Origin of the sequence: Rhodovulum sulfidophilum DSM 1374 (genome assembly GCF_001633165.1) — a bacterium.
In the GTDB taxonomy this organism is placed as follows: Bacteria; Pseudomonadota; Alphaproteobacteria; order Rhodobacterales; family Rhodobacteraceae; genus Rhodovulum; species Rhodovulum sulfidophilum.
The window spans coordinates 2,141,484-2,158,464 of the sequence record NZ_CP015418.1; the positions used below are offsets into that span (position 1 = coordinate 2,141,484).

15 protein-coding genes and 2 pseudogenes are annotated in these 16,981 nt (G+C 58.2%); all 17 read left to right on the forward strand.

Annotated elements, in window-relative coordinates:
- Nucleotides 1-102 precede the first annotated feature (102 nt).
- Nucleotides 103-1,095, forward strand: coding sequence for a hypothetical protein (locus A6W98_RS10140; protein WP_063490907.1), 993 nt, complete (start codon nucleotides 103-105; stop codon nucleotides 1,093-1,095).
- A 33-nt stretch (nucleotides 1,096-1,128) separates the two neighbouring features.
- Nucleotides 1,129-1,446, forward strand: coding sequence for a DUF1153 domain-containing protein (locus A6W98_RS10145; protein WP_042456997.1), 318 nt, complete (start codon nucleotides 1,129-1,131; stop codon nucleotides 1,444-1,446).
- A gap of 290 nt (nucleotides 1,447-1,736) precedes the next feature.
- A pseudogene (locus A6W98_RS10150) lies at nucleotides 1,737-2,297 on the forward strand (IS5 family transposase); the annotation flags it as partial.
- A 407-nt stretch (nucleotides 2,298-2,704) separates the two neighbouring features.
- Nucleotides 2,705-3,109 carry a MarR family EPS-associated transcriptional regulator gene (locus A6W98_RS10155; RefSeq protein ID WP_042461082.1) on the forward strand — a complete coding sequence of 135 codons (405 nt, stop codon included), beginning with the start codon at nucleotides 2,705-2,707 and terminating at the stop codon, nucleotides 3,107-3,109.
- A gap of 68 nt (nucleotides 3,110-3,177) precedes the next feature.
- Nucleotides 3,178-4,482 (forward strand): UDP-glucose dehydrogenase family protein, encoded by a 1,305-nt coding sequence (locus A6W98_RS10160; protein WP_042461088.1) that lies wholly within the window; start codon nucleotides 3,178-3,180, stop codon nucleotides 4,480-4,482.
- A pseudogene (locus tag A6W98_RS10165) lies at nucleotides 4,479-5,489 on the forward strand (GDP-mannose 4,6-dehydratase). Before A6W98_RS10160 ends, A6W98_RS10165 begins: the two are co-directional and overlap by 4 nt.
- On the forward strand, nucleotides 5,482-6,786 hold the full coding sequence (locus A6W98_RS10170) for a lipopolysaccharide biosynthesis protein (protein WP_052678000.1): 1,305 nt from the start codon (nucleotides 5,482-5,484) through the stop codon (nucleotides 6,784-6,786). The pseudogene A6W98_RS10165 and the gene A6W98_RS10170 overlap by 8 nt, the downstream one beginning before the upstream one ends.
- A gap of 12 nt (nucleotides 6,787-6,798) precedes the next feature.
- Nucleotides 6,799-8,067 (forward strand): UDP-N-acetylglucosamine 1-carboxyvinyltransferase, encoded by a 1,269-nt coding sequence (locus A6W98_RS10175; protein ID WP_042461090.1) that lies wholly within the window; start codon nucleotides 6,799-6,801, stop codon nucleotides 8,065-8,067.
- Nucleotides 8,055-9,032 carry a UDP-N-acetylmuramate dehydrogenase gene (gene murB, locus A6W98_RS10180; protein WP_042461091.1) on the forward strand — a complete coding sequence of 326 codons (978 nt, stop codon included), beginning with the start codon at nucleotides 8,055-8,057 and terminating at the stop codon, nucleotides 9,030-9,032. The genes A6W98_RS10175 and murB overlap by 13 nt, the downstream gene beginning before the upstream one ends.
- A gap of 67 nt (nucleotides 9,033-9,099) precedes the next feature.
- Nucleotides 9,100-9,420: a hypothetical protein gene (locus tag A6W98_RS21050; protein WP_155734770.1), complete on the forward strand. Its 321-nt coding sequence runs from the start codon at nucleotides 9,100-9,102 to the stop codon at nucleotides 9,418-9,420.
- A 374-nt stretch (nucleotides 9,421-9,794) separates the two neighbouring features.
- Nucleotides 9,795-10,991: a glycosyltransferase family protein gene (locus A6W98_RS10185; protein ID WP_155734771.1), complete on the forward strand. Its 1,197-nt coding sequence runs from the start codon at nucleotides 9,795-9,797 to the stop codon at nucleotides 10,989-10,991.
- A gap of 172 nt (nucleotides 10,992-11,163) precedes the next feature.
- A complete protein-coding gene (locus A6W98_RS10190; RefSeq protein WP_042461093.1) occupies nucleotides 11,164-12,294 on the forward strand; it encodes a hypothetical protein in 1,131 nt (376 codons plus the stop codon).
- The gene (locus A6W98_RS10195) at nucleotides 12,291-13,484 is read left to right on the forward strand and encodes a hypothetical protein (RefSeq protein ID WP_042461098.1); all 1,194 of its coding nucleotides are present in this window, start codon (nucleotides 12,291-12,293) and stop codon (nucleotides 13,482-13,484) included. The genes A6W98_RS10190 and A6W98_RS10195 overlap by 4 nt, the downstream gene beginning before the upstream one ends.
- 105 nt (nucleotides 13,485-13,589) lie before the next feature.
- Complete coding sequence (locus tag A6W98_RS21475; RefSeq protein ID WP_081251883.1) at nucleotides 13,590-14,192, forward strand: hypothetical protein; 603 nt, start codon at nucleotides 13,590-13,592, stop codon at nucleotides 14,190-14,192.
- Nucleotides 14,176-14,787 (forward strand): helix-turn-helix domain-containing protein, encoded by a 612-nt coding sequence (locus A6W98_RS10205; protein ID WP_081251885.1) that lies wholly within the window; start codon nucleotides 14,176-14,178, stop codon nucleotides 14,785-14,787. Before A6W98_RS21475 ends, A6W98_RS10205 begins: the two co-directional genes overlap by 17 nt.
- Before the next feature lie 50 nt (nucleotides 14,788-14,837).
- On the forward strand, nucleotides 14,838-15,770 hold the full coding sequence (locus A6W98_RS10210) for a glycosyltransferase family 2 protein (protein ID WP_052678001.1): 933 nt from the start codon (nucleotides 14,838-14,840) through the stop codon (nucleotides 15,768-15,770).
- 286 nt (nucleotides 15,771-16,056) lie between these two features.
- The gene (locus A6W98_RS10215) at nucleotides 16,057-16,815 is read left to right on the forward strand and encodes a WecB/TagA/CpsF family glycosyltransferase (RefSeq protein WP_042461101.1); all 759 of its coding nucleotides are present in this window, start codon (nucleotides 16,057-16,059) and stop codon (nucleotides 16,813-16,815) included.
- Nucleotides 16,816-16,981 lie beyond the last annotated feature (166 nt).

Here is a 16,981-nt window from a genome sequence, read left to right on the forward strand (position 1 = left end):
CTGATCAAGCAGCGCTCCGCGAACGACGCTGTCCCGTGCAACGTTCGCCGCGAACTTGGCCCGCCAGAACTCCGAGCGCGTTGAGGGAGTGGTGGCGTACCCGTGCTGACCGGCATCGTGAACACGCCGGTCTTCGGTCGAAACGGCACGCTGCTCACCACGCCCGGCTATCATCCCGACGCGCGGCTGCTCTACGTCCCGGCGCTGGGCTTCGCCGTGCCGGATATTCCCGTCAAGCCCACACCGGCCGAGATCACCGCGGCGCGCACGCTGATCTGCGAGGACCTGCTCGGGGACTTCCCCTTCACCGGCGACGCCGAGCGATCCCATGTCGTGGCGCTCCTGCTGCTGGGCTTCCTGCGCGGCATGATCGACGGCCCCACGCCGCTCCACCTGATCGAGAAGCCCGCGCCCGGCACCGGGGCGACGCTGATGGTCGACGCGATCACCGGCATCCTGACCGGCGCGGGCGCCAGCGTGATGACCGAGGGGCGCGACGACGAGGAATGGCGCAAGCGCGTGACCGCGAAGCTCCGCCAGATCCCCTCCATCGTGCTGATCGACAACCTCCGGGCCACGCTCGACAGCTCGGCCCTCGCCGCCGCGCTCACCGCGCCCTTCTGGGAGGACCGCATCCTGGGCCATTCCGAGATGGCGCGATTGCCGATCCGCTGCCTCTGGATCGCCACCGGCAACAACCGGGAGTTCTCCAACGAGATGGCCCGGCGCCTGGTGCGCATCCGCCTCGATCCGCATACCGACCGCCCCTGGCAGCGCTCCGACTTCCGCCACCCCGACCTAATGAGCTGGGTGCGCGCCAACCGGTCGCGGCTGGTCGCGGCTTGCCTGACGCTCTGCCAGGCGTGGATCGCCGTCGGCCGTCCGCGGGGCGGGCGCAGCATCGGCTCCTTCGAGAACTGGGCGCACGTGCTCGGCGGCGTGCTCGAGGTCGCAGGCATCCCCGGCTTCCTCGGCAATCTCGAGGAGATGATGGAGTCCTCCGACAGCGAGGGCGCCGCCTGGAACGCCTTCATCGGCGCCTGGTGGGAACGCTTCGGCACTGCCTTGGTCAGCGGGTTTGTATCGACCCACTGAAAACCTGCTCATGCTACAAGGGAGAACGTAGCCATGAGTAAGACGATGGACGACAGCATCAAGCGGTTGACGGCGAAGCGTAAAACGGCGCTCGTCATCGAGATCATCCAAGGCAAGACGACCGCGTCGGAGGCAAGCCGGTCCTTCGACCTGACGCCCTCCGAGATCGAGGGCTGGGTCGAGGATGCCAAGCGCGGCATGGAGAACTCGCTGCGCGCCAACCCGCTCGACATCCGCGAGCAATACGAGAAGCAGCTCCGGGACCTGCAGGAAGCCTATGGAGAGGCGATGCTGGAGCTGCGGGCGCGAAAAAAGCTGCAGGCCCTGCTGGATGCGCAGGACGGGAATTGATCCGTCGCACCCAGCAGGGCCTCATTGCCGAGGGCGTCGTTGTGTCCGTCGCCAAGCTGTGTGCCTGGTTCGGCATCCCGAGGCGGACGGTCTACTACAAGCCGGTGAAGGCTGCGCCTAAGGTCGAGGCCCGCTTTTCCGAGCCGATCAAGAAGCTGATCGAGGAAGAGCCGTCCTTTGGCTATCGGACCGTGGCTTGGCTCCTGGGGTTCAACAAGAACACCGTGCAGCGGATCTTCCAGATCAAGGGCTGGCAGGTGCGCAAGCGTGCCGTGGGCATGCGGCCTCGCATCCAGGTCGAGGGCGAAGGTGAGTGGCACGCCCGCAAGCATGGGGGCCCAAAAAGGCGGGTCTGGCGCAAGATCCACCTTGGGGTCGACGAGGAAACACTGGAAATCCGGGCAGTCGAGATCACCGGAAGCCACATTGGCGATGCACCGGTCTTGCCCGACCTTCTCAGCCAGATATCGGAGGGCCAGGAGATCGGCAGCGTCACGGCAGACGGCGCCTACGATACCCGCAAATGCCACGATGCCATCGCCGACCGCGGCGCACATGCTGTCATCCCGCCCCGCAAGAACGCCAAGCCATGGAAGACTGTAACCGCTGGCGCGGTCGCACGAAACGAGGCACTGCGCGCATCGAAATACCTCGGCCGGGCCATTTGGCGACGATGGAGGGGATACCACCGCCGGAGCCGCGTCGAGACGAAGATGCATTGCGTGAAACGGATGGGCCAGCGGCTCATGGCACGGAACTTTGACAGTCAGGTCGCCGAACTCCAAGTCCGCATCGCCGTCCTGAACGGCTACACCGCGCTCGGCATCCCGATCACGGAGGCTGCGGGATAAGTCTGTCCGGGGAAGGGGTAACCCCGCCCATCACCCGATTTGTGCAACAGAGCCTGAGCGGGGTCGAAGACCAACCAGGTTCATGATGTAGCCTTGCGCTGACAGGGTCGTTCAGTTATGAATTTATTGCATATAAGTGCTATGGCGCGGGAGGCTGCATGAATGCCAGCCGCAGCCTCGACCCGGGCAAGGCTCCGCTTTCATCAGAGCGGCCAACTCGTAGATCGACTACTGCGACTTCATTGCCGAAAAGCTCTTGAATCATCCGAATTTTCCTCTTGTTTGCGTGCGCAGCATTTGCTACCGCTCGAAGCTGAACGATGTGGAAGCTATTCTCATCATCACCTTTGCATCCAACAAGGCGCCCTCCGGGCAGTCCTTGTGCGGTAGCCTGAGAAAATCCTTAAATGAGCAGCAAGCGCACCAAGCTGCAGGAGGACACGCATTTTCGCGTGCTTCGCCTTCTGCAAGAAAATCCTGAAATGTCCCAGCGAGAGCTGGCAGAGGCGGTCGGCGTCAGTGTCGGTGGGATCCACTACGTGCTGAACGCCCTGATCGACAAAGGGCTGGTGAAGCTGGGGAACTTCACCGCAGCCGAAGACAAGCGTAGGTATGCTTATGTTCTGACAGCGAAGGGCATTTCGGAAAAAGCGGCCATCACGCGAAGGTTCCTGCTGCGCAAGATGGAAGAATTCGAGGCGCTTCGTGCCGAAATCGAGGCTCTTTCGGCCGAAATCGATGATGACGCGGCGCCGTCTGGGACATCGCACAGAGTTTGCGTTATCGGGCGTTTGGGGCAGGGAATGTCTTAAATAGAGAAATTTGGACGCCTTGAAACCTAGTAAAATCAATAATTTACAGAACTAGGGAGCATCTTCGCATGAAAATCGCAATGATTGGAACGGGCTACGTCGGGTTGGTTTCGGGCGTCTGCTTTTCGGACTTCGGCCACGAGGTCGTCTGCGTCGACAAGGATCCTTCCAAGGTCGAGATGCTGAAGGCAGGCAATGTGCCGATTTACGAGCCCGGCCTTGATGAACTAATGGCCAAGAACGTGGAAGCGGGGCGGCTGAGCTTCACAGGCGACCTGCGCGAGGCGGTGGCCGGCGCGGACGCCGTCTTCATCGCCGTGGGCACGCCGACACGCCGGGGCGACGGCCATGCCGACCTGACGTATGTCTTCGCTGCCGCGGCAGAGATCGCCAACGCGATCGGCGACTACACGGTGGTCGTGACGAAATCGACAGTGCCGGTTGGCGCCAATCAAAAAGTTCAACACGTCATCCGTGAAGCCAATCCAAAGGCCGAGTTCGACGTCGCTTCAAACCCGGAGTTCCTCCGTGAGGGGGCTGCGATCGACGACTTCATGCGCCCCGATCGCGTTGTTGTAGGTGTCCAGAACGAACGTGCTGCCGAGGTGATGGCGGAGATCTACCGCCCACTCTTCCTGCGCGATTTTCCGATCGTCACCACTGATCTCGAGTCCGCAGAAATGATCAAATACGCGGCCAATGCTTTCCTGGCCACGAAGATCACCTTCATCAACGAGATCGCTGCGCTCTGCGAGCGGGTGGGTGCGGACGTGAAACAGGTCTCGAAAGGCATGGGGCTTGACAACCGGATCGGCAACAAGTTTCTGCACGCGGGCCCAGGGTTCGGCGGCTCCTGCTTCCCGAAAGACACCAAGGCGCTGGCACGGATCGGACAGGAGCACGGGCTGCCGATGCAGATCACCGAGGCGGTAATCAAGCTAAACGACGATATCAAGCGCCGGATGATCGACAAGGTGATGGACCTCTGCGACGGTTCGGTAAACGGCAAGACGATCGCAGTGCTTGGGGTGACCTTCAAACCGAACACCGACGACATGCGCGACTCTCCGTCCCTGACCATTGTGCCGGCGCTGGTAGGCGGGGGCGCGAAGGTGCGGGTGGTGGATCCCAAGGGCCTGCGAGAGGGCGAGGCCCTGCTGCCGGGCGTGAACTGGATGGACGACGCCTACGAGGCGGCGGAGAAGGCCAACGCCCTGGTGATCCTAACCGAGTGGAACGAGTTCCGCGCCCTCGACCTGAAACGGTTGGCAGGGTCGATGACTGAAGCCAAACTCGCCGATCTTCGAAATATCTATAGCCGTGACGATGCGCTAGCGTCCGGGTTCACGGCGTATGTGGGAGTGGGCCGATGAGACGGGCCTTCGTCACCGGAACGGCAGGCTTCATCTGGTTCCACCTGGCCAGCCTGCTGTTGCGGGAGGGCTTTGCCGTTCATGGCTTTGACGGACTGACGGATTACTACGATAGTCGTCTGAAACAGCGCCGCCACGCGATGCTGCTGCAATCGTCGGGGTTCTCCGCGACCGAGGCGATGCTGGAGGACGAAACCGCCCTTGCCGCCGCCGTCGATGCGTTCCAGCCCGACATCATTGTCCATCTCGCGGCGCAGGCCGGGGTGCGCTACTCGATCGAGACCCCGCGCGCCTATGTCGATGCCAATATCGTCGGAACCTTCAACGTGATGGAGGCCGCCCGGCGGCATGCGGTGGACCACCTGTTGATGGCGTCCACCTCATCGGTCTACGGGGCAAATACCGACATGCCCTATTCCGAGACTGACAAGACCGATACCCAGATGTCCTTCTATGCTGCCACCAAGAAAGCCAACGAGGCGATGGGCCACAGCTATGCCCACTTGCATGGCATCCCAACCTAAATGTTTCGGTTCTTTACCGTCTACGGGCCCTGGGGACGGCCGGACATGGCGCTGTTCAAATTCACGGCAGCGATTCTCGAGGGGCGGCCCATCGACATATACAACCACGGCGAGATGTGGCGCGACTTCACCTATGTCACCGACCTGGTGCGCGGCATCCGCCTGCTGATCGACGTAGTGCCCGAACGTCCTGCCGATGGCGTGGTGCCAGACGGCGACAGCCTCTCCCCCGTTGCGCCCTATCGAATCGTCAATATCGGCAATTCCAACAAGGTGCGGCGGCTCGATTTCGTGGAGGCCATCGAGACGGAAGTCGGCCGCCCCGCAATCCACAACTACATGGAAATGCAGCCCGGCGATGTGCCCGCCACATGGGCCGATGCGACGCTGCTGCAGACCCTGACCGGCTATCGCCCCGAAACCGATTTTCGCGAGGGTGTGGCGCAGTTCGTGCGCTGGTATAGGGCCTATTACGGTGTCTGATCTCCATAGCCTGAAGCAGCGTTTTTCGGCCCGCGTCTTCGGTGGCGCCTCGGGCGGGGTGTTTCGCGGCATGCTTACGCTGGCGTTAGGCAGCGGGGGCGGGCGTGTGATCGGCATCGTGTCGATCCCGATCCTGACGCGGCTTTACACACCCCAGGATTTCGGGGTTCTGGCGGTCTTTACCGCACTGGTGACCATGCTCGCGCCGCTGGTCACGCTGCGCTATGTTCTGGCGCTGCCCTTGCCGCGGCAGGACGGCGTGGCGATGAACCTGCTGGTGCTCTCGGCGGCGCTTATGCTGGGGTTGAGCTTGCTTCTCGGGCTTGTGCTATGCCTGTGGGGGGCGCCGCTTCTGGCGCTTGTATCCATGGAGGTTCTGGCACCCTGGTGGTGGCTGATCGCGCTGGGAATAGTGGGCGTTGCCACATACGAAATGCTGACCATGTGGGCCACGCGCAAACGGGCCTACAAGGTGATCGCCCAGACGAACGTGACCCAAAGCGCGGCGGGCGCACTGCTGAAGATCGGACTGGGGCTGTCCCCTTTGCAGCCGCTGGGCCTGCTTTTGGGTCAGGTGGTGGCACAGGCCGGCGGAATCGGCCGTTTGCTACGCGGGTTCATAGCAGAGTTCCGTGCGAACTGGTATCATGTGTCGGCGAGCCGCATGCGCAAGGCGGCCTGGCGGCACCGGGGCTTCCCGATCTGGCGGGTGCCGTCGCAGTTCCTGATGGTGTTTTCCGTGCAGTCCCCGACGCTGTTAATGGCCGCGCTTTACGATCCGGAGACAATCGGCCAGTTCGGGTTCGCGATGATGGCCTTGTCGGTGCCGGTGAACATCCTCGGGCGTACGATGTCGCAGGCCTTCTTTGCAGAAGCCTCCACCCTCGGGCGGCAGCGCCCAGAGGAAATAAGAACGATGCTCAGATCTGTGATACTTAGGTTGGGCTTTATCTCAACCGCCCCTGCCGCCGTGTTTCTCTTTTTCGCCCCTTGGCTCTTTCCTCTCTTGTTCGGTGACGACTGGGCTTTGGCTGGTGTTTTTGCCCAAGGCCTTGCCACCTACCTGTTTTTTCAGTTTATCCAAACTCCTGTTGCACACGTCTTCTATATTTTCGACGGTCAGAAACAGTTGCTTTGGCTGAATGCACAAAGGGTGCTTGTGATCATCGCGATTTTCGGTGCCAGTACTCTGTTCGCGTGGACGGCCGAAAAAACAGTCTGGGCATATGCAGCAACGCTCTCGCTGCACTATGCCCTGAGTGTGTATTACGCTTACCGCTTCATCCCTCGGGTATAGAAGGACCACGTCTTGAGACTTTTTCTTGGCGATAGAACCTCCCTCAACGGGACCGTAAATGTCAGCGGTGCAAAAAATTCCGCGACCCGCGTCCTCGCCGCAGCCTTGTTGAGTGACCAACCGGTCACCTTGAGAAATTTTCCACTAGAACTGGAGGATGTGAAAGCAAAGCTTTCGTTCATCCGCGCGATGGGTGCCGAGCTGACGCCGTCGCCCGAGCAGGAGGAATTGCGCATTCATGCACAAAACCTAAGCTTCGATGACATTTCGGATTTCAACCTTCCCATTCGAACCACCTATCTTCTTGCCGGCGGGGCGCTTGCCCGGCACGGGACCGCCCGGGTTCCCTATCCTGGCGGCTGCAAGATAGGCAGCCGTGGATACGACCTGCACATCATGGTGTGGAAAGCCCTTGGTTGCGAAGTGGAGGAGTTGCCCGACTACATCAACGTCACCGGAAAGCTCCGCGGCGGAGAGATAGATTTCCCGATATCCACGGTGGGCGGCACCGAGAATGCGCTGATCTGCGCCTCGGTCGCGTCAGGCGAAACGCAAATCAGAAATGCCTACGTCACCCCCGAGGTGCGCGATCTCATCGCCTTCCTGCGCGAGATGGGGGCAAAAATCGAACTGGAGGGCAGCAGCCACATCAACGTGACGGGCAATGGCGGCGTGCTGGGCAATGCGACCTTCTCCATCATGGCGGACCGGATCGAAGCACTGACCTGGCTGGTGCTCGGCGCGGTCAGCGGCGGGCGGCTTGCGATCCAGAACGTGCCCCTTGACACGATGCAGGTGCCGCTCATTCACCTGCGCGATGCTGGGCTGGACTTCTTCACGAACTCGAACTCCGTGCAGGTTGGCCCTGATTGCATCGGGCCGCAAGGGCTTCAGCCTTTCGAACTGGCGACCGGGACACATCCCGGTGTCATTTCGGACATGCAGTCGTTCTATGTCTTTCTTGCATTGTTCGCGAATGGCCGCTCAATCATCCATGATTATCGCTATCCAGAACGTATCGCATATGTTGCGGAACTGGCGAAATTCGCCCCCGGTGCGCTTGAGGCAGAGCGCGGCAAGATCACGGTTCGCGGCCCTGTTAAGCTTGTCGGCGCGCATGCGGCATCGACGGACCTTCGGGGAAGCATGGCGCAAATCATGGCCGCCTTGTGCGCCGAAGGACCAAGCACGGTGGATGCCGTTGAAATGGCGCTGCGGGGGTACAACCGGCTGCCCGAAAAACTCCGCAGCCTGGGGGCACAGGCCGAATGGACCGACTGAGCGAAACAGCGATCACAGAATTGGGCGCGCTCTGCCCCGGCGGGCTAGAGCGCAACGTCGATCTGTCCTCGATCAGCGCTTGGCGTATCGGCGGGCGGGCCGACCTTGTGCTGCGGCCCTCTTCGACCGAAGAAGTCGCCGCCCTGCTGCGCTGGTTCTCTAGGCACGGGATACGCCCTGCGGTGATAGGACTGACCACTAACATGCTGTTCGACGACGCCGGGCTGCGCGCGCCCTGCATCCAGATTGGCGGTCGCATGGCTCAGATCGCCTTCGACGGGTCAGAGGTGCGGGCGCAGGCCGGCGCCTGGGTTCCAGGGTTTGCGCGCAAACTGATGCAGGCCGGGCTTGGCGGGGCCGAGCACACCTGCGGCATCCCTGGCACCCTAGGCGGCCTTGTCTGCATGAACGGCGGCAGCCAGCGCAAGGGAATCGGGTCCAACATCCTTGCCGTCGACAGTGTAGATTCTATCGGAATGATTCGCCGCCGCGAGGCGGCCGACTGCGGCTTTGCCTACCGCCGGTCCGTTTTTCAAACCAATGGCGAGGTGATTACCGCCGCCAGCATGCGGTTCGCCCCACGTCCGCACGCCGAGATCCGCTCCGAGATGCGCGCCATATTGGCCGATCGACGGCGCAAATTTCCCCGCAAGCAACCCAATTGCGGGTCCGTTTTCAAATCCAACCCAGTCATGTACTCCAAAATAGGCCCGCCCGGCGCTGTCATTGAACATTTAGGGTTTAAGGGACAACGCATTGGTGGAGCGTTAGTCTCTTCCCGCCATGCGAATTTCATCGTCAACGCCGGTGGAGCACGCGCGAGAGATGTTCTGGAACTAATATCGCGCATCACGAATGCAGTTGAGAACGCCACAGGTTACCGAATGGAAGCCGAAGCACTTTTTGTAGGGGTTGATGGTAAGATGTATCCAGCGGACAAGGTTGTTCTGGAGGTTGTGAAATGATTATATTTGGCATGCATTGCGGATTGAGCGAAGGGATCAGCCAGATATCCTCCGTGGAGGGATGGTGATGCCTGTCGGCTGCAGTCGTTTTTTCCCGCGCAAGCTGCGCAACATCGGATCCATCTTCTCGGCTCACCCGGTACATTACCCAGACTATGCCCCGCCCAGTACGATCATAGAGGGGCTTGGATTTAGAAGCTACAGCTTCGGTACAGCAGTCGTGCATACCAATTTAATGGCCAGCGTTGGCACCGCCGAAGGGCGCGACACACTCATCATGAATTGGAGGCGCTTGGCATTGAAACGTTCACTCCGACAGCAAGAAAAGCGTAGCGCTTTTCGATCTGATGTCGGCGCTGGCCGCAATGTTACCGATCTGCGCTTGTGATGACGTGCCTATGACGACAGGCGTAAACGGTGATGTGTCAGATCAGGGTCCTAACGGCTTTCAGCTGGCTGAGGGCACAGATTTTACCCGGCCGATATTCGGTTCGGGCAATGCAACAGTGGTATCCTCGCTAATGCGCGGCTTTGCTGGACGGGTGGCGCTCGTAGGCGTAACCTCGGAACCAAATCACGTTTTGGACAGGTGGACCACTATCGAGGTCTACGGCAACATCTACACATAGGCACCGGCAAGACGCACCACCTCGTGACCTGCGGCGCATATCCGGGCCAGCGGATCCGACATGTCCAGGGTCACTCAAGCCCTGATGTCATAATACATATTTCTCACAACCCATTGTAAAAAAGAAATTTAACGTGGTCCAAACGCAGAGCAAAATCCGAGTGCTGGTTGACCTTCTGGACGATATTGGCGGGTCTCCACGGTCTCTCTCCGCACAGATTTCCCAACTCGACAGCAGCGAATTCGCATTCACGATCACCGCGAGCACCCTGAGCGACCAGATCAACCGCCTCGCGCCGCCGGGAGCAAAGGTCGTTTGCGCGCCTAGGTTTCCATCGAAAAACCTTTTGGGAATATTCACCACTGCGAAGGCGTGGATGAAGATTCTGAAGAGCGAAGCGCCCGATATCATTATTTCAAACCGGGCAAGCCAGTTCCGCTTTCTCTCACCGATCGCCGCGAAACTCTCGATCCCGCTGCTCATCGTGATTCCCGGGGGAGCTCCCAGAACGGCACAGCTTGCAGCGACCAAAGACCGGACTGCAATCGCCTATAGCGCCGAGAATGTCGCCCAACTGCTGAAATCCGGCTATCCCGAAGAGAACGTCTTTCTTTGCTCCAACCGGATCAAGCTGGACTGCAGCATGACCACGCCGAAGCCTGTAGACAACACAGAGCTGAACATCGCGGTCGTCGGCAACCTGAAGCAGACGACACACGCGGGTGTCCGGGATTGTATCCGTTTTTTCTACGAAAACGCATCGAGCTCCTGGGCGAACGTGACCGTACATTTTTTCGGACAGAACCTGCTGGACCCCTCTGCCAGTGATTTTGAAAAGGCGATGGCGCCTGAAAATCTGGATCGGCCGGAAAATCTCCGCTTTATCAGCCATGGCTGGGTCGACAACATCGAAACAGCCGTCGTTCCCATGGATATCGCTATCGGCAAGGGGCGCAGTGTCCTTACCAGCTCCATGCTTGAAAAGCCGAGCTTCGTTCTGTCCGAAGATAACGGTGTCATTCCGATTACAACCGAAACCGTTCGGACTCTGCAAAAGACAAATTTTACCGGACGCCAGTTCGAAACCGATTTCAAGCCGCTGTTGGAGATGATCTCCACAAAGGAAACGCTTCTCGCTGCGCAAGATGAAAACACAGACGTCGCAAGATACATCAAGGCCCAGTATCTGGTGGAAGGTGCGGGTGAAACGATAAAGATGGCGATCAACAAGGCGCTGGAACCGGGGAACAGGCGCGGGACAGTGTCTGCGGTTCCCGGACTGCTTCATTCCTATTATTATGCTGTCGCAGACTTTTTCACCCGACGATAACACCGCTTCTATCGATCACGCCCCGAGAAACCCCACATTTAGAGTTGATGGTCGAATGTTCAGAGCAAATGAAATCAAAGCACGCCTTCGGAGTACCCGAGCCTATGATTATGCGCGGTTTCTAAGGAATTACAAAAGATACCGCGCCTCGCTCTTTACGCCGGAGAGCGACATGTCGATGACCAAGATCCGCGTGCCGGGTTACCGGCACGTCTTTTGCGGATATTATGACCGTTCGCCCTTTCGTCCGGGGCATTCGAACCACGTCCTGCTCCATGCAAATAACGAAAACTCCAGCAGAGAACCCGCGAACCAGAGTGAGACCGATCTGCTCTTGTGGGATAGAGAAAAAGAAGAGCTCGTCCTCAAGATAGACTCGACCCTTGCGTGGAACTGGCAACAGGGGTCTCGTCTTTTCTGGTTGGACGAGGATCGTCTGATCTACAACAAATACGAGGACGGGAAGATTGGCACCCGAATTTTCAACCTGCACCAGTCCACAACGGAAAAGCTGGAACATCCCGTTCAGGATGCGACATCCGATTGCTTCGTGTCTCTGAATTATCGCTGCCTGAGCCGATTCCGCAAGGATTACGGATATACCGAAAGCCTTTTGGGGGAGGGGGATGACCTGTCTCCCTATCTTTTTGTTCTCGACCATCGAACGAATACGGAACGATTTGTGCGATGGGAGACATTTTCCAATGCAATCGGGGGGGGCGAGACGATCCCGCAGGGGTGTCGTTTGAACCATGCCTGTATCTCTCCCGACAGCAACTTCATCGTCTTTTTGTTGCGGTATGGGAGCGGCACTAACGACCAGTCGACCAAACATTTCCTGATGCTGCACGACGTCCGGAACGGCACCACAACATGTTTGCTGCGCGACGCGATGGTGAGTCACTATTCGTGGAAAAATGCGCGCGAGATTATCCTGTGGGGGAAGTTGGACGATGTCCCCGGATACTATCTCGTTGATATTTCGTCGAACGTTCAGCCGGTGACAACGTCATTGCCGGATGGCCATCCAAACCTCCTCCGGGAGAACCTGTATATCACGGATACCTACCCGAACGGGAAGCAGCATCGAGAGTTGTACCTTTGCGCATTCGATGGCAGGATTGCGCGGGTACTGGCGTTGCCTGAACGGCCGAGCCTCGATGTGTCGGCTAGGTGTGATTTTCATCCGTCGGTTTCACAGGATGGGTTGTCCATTCAGTTGGACACGAATGTTATGGGCAAGCGCGAAGTGTGGATCTTCAATGATATTGAACGTCATGTTTCTGAAATGGAACAGCCTTGATACTTAGCAGATCAAATACGTCGTATGACGCCGGGTTTCTGCTTGTCTCTCTTGCGTTTTTCTTCCGCTACGTATTGGACGGTATCGGGCTCGGAATCGTTGGATCGCTGATTCTGCTGATCGCAACCGTGTTGCTGATGCTGGAAAAGAAAGAGATCATCGTCAGTCAGAGGGTATTTATCTTTCTTTTCATTTCTGGTGTCATTCTTCTGTTCAGCGGCTTTCATGTCTACGTGCAATACGGGACTCTCAAGTTTTTCGCGCTGGAGGTCATTCGATTTGCGACGTATATTTCTGCGTATATACTTGTCCGAAATGGCAGGATTGATTTTTTCAAGATCTATCGGCTATTTTTAATTCTTCTCTGCATTCAGGTGCCGATACTGTTTTTTCAAAAGTTCGGACTGGGCATGGACCGGCCGGCCGGCACATTGACCAACAACAACCACTTGATGTACCTTACGGGTCTCCTTCTTCTCCTTCAGTTCGGACTGAAGAGGGTTCCTGCTTTTCATTTCGCTCTTCCCGTTTCGCTGCTTATATTGCTCGGCGGCGTCGGCGGCGCTCTTTTTGCGTCTATTGCGATCTGGATACATATAACAATGGCCGTCGCCATCAGGGGCAAGGCGAAGGCATTTATTTTTCAAGTGTTAGCTATCGCTATGATGTCAACTGTTGTCTTTGTCCATTGGGACAAAATTGGATACGCTATCGAATCCAATACTCCCGAAGTGGTTGCCTCCAGGCTGGAGGCCGGTGATAGATACGGTGGGGGCACGATCGGCGCACGCATTTTCTTCTGGCATTATTTTTCGTCGCAGGTATTTTCCGAACCAATGTCGACGGCTATTGGCTTGGGGTCCGGGGCGGCGTCAAACCGATCAACATATTTTGCTGGCTGGGGCTCGCAGGACCCCCATGATGAATATGTCAGAGTCCTCACCGATTATGGTTTGATTGGGCTGGGCGTGTTTGTTGCGTTCTGGCTGAGTGTTGTCTTTGGGTTTTTGCGAAGTGCTATAAAACGAAGGAGCAATGGCGCGCTCCTCGCACATTCTATTGTCTGGTTCTTCCTGATGGGATGCACCATTGCAAATGTGTTCGTTCAGTCGACATTCATGTGGCTGCTGATCATGCTCTTGCCCTTGATGGTGCGACTTCCGGAGCGAGAGTTCAGACGATTCCTGTAAGGGGTCGAGTGGGGCTGAGTGCAGAAAACCCCGTTAAGGGTTTTGGCGGGTTGTTTGGGATTTGAGATTGGCTCTCAGGTCTCGTTCGTTCCGAGATATCGACAGATGGTAGCCTTCCCCCTCCGTCAGGATAGTTGTCGCCTGGGTTTCAATGGTAAATTGAACCCGACGAGGCGGGCGGAGGAGAGGACGACCTATGGCATACTCGACCGAGCAGAAGGCATCGGTGATCGCGAAGATGCTTCCCCCCACAACCAGTCGCTGAAACGCTTGTCCGCTGAAGAAGGCATCTCGATCGGGACGCTGTCGCGGTGGCGTTCGGAGGCGCGCGCGTGGGGCGATTTGCTTCCCGATGGGCAATCAGGACCGGAGGGCTGGTCCTCCGAGGACAAGTTTGCGGCGGCGATCGAGACGGCGGCACTGAACGAGGCCGAGCTGTCCGAATACTGCCGCCAGAGGGGCCTGTATCCGGAGCAGGTTCGGGTGTGGCGGGAAGCCTGTGCGCGGGCGAATGACTGGGACCGTGCGGCGTCGCGGCAGATCGCGCAGGAGACCAAGGACGACAGGAAGCGCATCCGTGAATTGGAGCGGGAGCTGGCGCGCAAGGAGAAGGCGCTGGCCGAGGCGGCCGCGCTGCTCTTGCTGGAAAAAAGGCGGAAGCGATCTGGGGCCGCAGGGCGGGAGAGGACGAATGACCTCTGCCCCTGATCGCAAGGAGATCGTCGCCCTCGTGAACGAAGCTGTCGGTTCCGGTGCGCGCCAGGCGGCGGCCTGTGCGGTGCTTGGGCTTGATCCGCGAACGCTGCAGCGCTGGCGGGATCCGGCCGGCGGGAACCGCGAGGATGGACGCCCCGGTGCCGTACGGCCCGCACCGCGCAACAAGCTGAGCGAGGCGGAGCGCGACCAGATCGTCGCCACCTGCAACGCGCCGGAGTTCGCGAGCCTGCCGCCGAGCCAGATCGTGCCGCGCCTGGCCGACGAGGGCACATACATCGCCTCGGAATCCAGCATGTACAGGGTGTTGCAGGAGCGCGGGCAGAACCACCGCTGCGGTCGCGCCCGGCCACCGAGCCGGTCCAAGCCACCTGCGAGCTTCCACGCGAAGGGCCCCTGCGAGGTCTGGTCCAGGGACATCACCTGGCTGCCGGGGCCGGTGGCTGGCACCTTATTCTACCTCTATCTCATCCCCTGGAAGGTTGAACTTTTTTGCTATGGAAGCTTCGGTGCAAGACGGCGCTATGCGTGTCTTGGGCCTTTGGCTGAGTTTTGTTGGATGAGTATGTCATTTTTTAAGATTTTGTGACGCAGATCTGCGTCTGAGATCAATAGCGGAAGAAGAAAGGCTATTGTCGCATGCCCGAGGTTACAGTTCTGATCCCTGCCAGGAATGTCGCGGATACTTTGGAGGAATGCCTGACCAGTGTTCTGGCACAGGATTTTGAAGATTTTGACGTTCTCGTTGTGGATGACGAGTCCACGGACGAGACCCCCGAAATACTGAAGAACATCCAGGATAGAAGATTGAAGGTCTGCCGGTTCCAGTCCGGTCGGGGCCTGGGCGACACGTTGAACTTTGGCTTTTCGCAGATTGAATCGCCTCTTGTTGCGCGCATGGATGCGGATGATGTCATGCCGGCCGGGCGTCTTTCATCCCAGGTCGCGTTTCTTCGCAGACATCCAGACTGTGGTGTTGTCGGCGGGCAGATCGATTTCATGTATAACGATCTGTCCAGAACGGGACCTGTGTTTCCGTTAGAGCACGAAGAAATCGTTCGGGATCTGTATCTTATGCGGTTTTCGGTCTGTCATCCGGCGGCCATGATCAGACGGGACGTGTTTGATGCGATTGGTGGGTATCACGTCTTTGGCCCGGGTCAGGACCTGGATTTCTTCATAAGAGCATCGGAAGTGGCGCAGCTTAGGAACCTGCCGGAAATCGTTCATCACCTGCGGGTGGATCTCAATTCCTATTCTGCATCGAAGGCAAGGGAACGGCTTGTTGCCTACAAATACGCGTTGGAGGCTGCCCGCAGCCGTTCGAAACTCGGCGAGGATATCGCGTATCTGGACTTCGTCGATCGTGCCGGAACGTCGATTCCACTGGGCGTGGAAGCTGCGTTTTTCGCGGCATCGTGCAATATGTTCAGAAAGCATTTGATTGCCAAGTTGGAGGGGAGATCGAGCAAGTCGATCTACTTCGTTCTGGCAGCCTTGTCGCGACCGGTCTTTTCGGCGCGGATGCTCAAAAAGAAGCTGTCGTCAGAGACGGCCAGTCTGAAATCATGAGCAGGTATCGGGATGGATGGAACCGGCATCTGGCGCGATGCCCCTTGGGCATTTTTTCGACCCGATGCCATTCCGGCTCCTGTATCAGCGGATGCCCTTGAGGAATGATCAGCTTCGAAGCGATCTGCGTGCGCGCCTATGGCAACGTCTCGAGAACCCGCACAGAGCTTGTCCGCGACCTGCTTTTTACAGCATACGGAGACCGCATGCATCGCTGGACGGGAAGAGGCCCGATCAGGCATACCGAACCGCCTCTCCGTGCCGAGAGCTATCAAGGGAAGATTAGATGACGACGGTCGATATTGTTGGATACAATGTATTCTCATCGCCGAAAAGCAAGCTTGCCGAGGAGCTTGGCGTCTGCCTGAGGAGCGAAGAGCGCCAGTGCAAGTGGTTGGCGTGTCTCAACCCTCACTCCTATACTGTTGCACGTGGTGACACGGGGTTTGGACAAGCTCTTCAGGCCGCACAGTGGTTGGTTCCGGATGGTGTCGGCGTCGTGATAGCGTCTAAGCTGGTTCGAGGTACGATCAATGAGCGCATCACCGGTTTCGATGTCTTTGAGAGTGTCATGTCAGACCTCGAAAGGCTCGGTGGCAGCGTGTTTTTTCTGGGCAGTACGGAGCATACCATTAGCTTGATAGGGGAAAAGCTGGCTTTGGATTATCCGAATGTCCGTCTGGCCGGTGCATATTCCCCGCCCTTCAAGCCTGAATTCAGCCCCCAGGACAACGCAGAGATTATCTCCGCAGTGGCGGCGTCCGGAGCGGATGTTCTCTGGGTTGGAATGACCGCCCCCAAACAGGAGAAGTGGATCGCAGAGCACAGAGATCAGCTGCCGGTGAAGTTTGCCGGCGCCATTGGCGCTGTGTTCGACTTCTATACCGGCCAGGTGAAGCGATCTCCGATGATTTTCCAGAAACTTGGCCTTGAATGGTTGCCGCGACTGGCGCAACAGCCAAGACGGTTATGGAAACGGATGTTCGTTTCGGCTCCAGTGTTCATCTTTGATGTGCTCTTGTCAGCCTTTCGTCGGCAACCCTGAAAGAACATGAGATCATCAATACGGTCGCTGCGTTGATCTTCCCGACGATGTGTCATGGACCTGTGGCGGGATGCGCAAATACGAAGCGCCGGGGGTTTCCAGATCAGTTCAGAACCAAGCATGCGTTGGCAACAATGCGTTCACAACCTAAAGATAAATGAGTGAA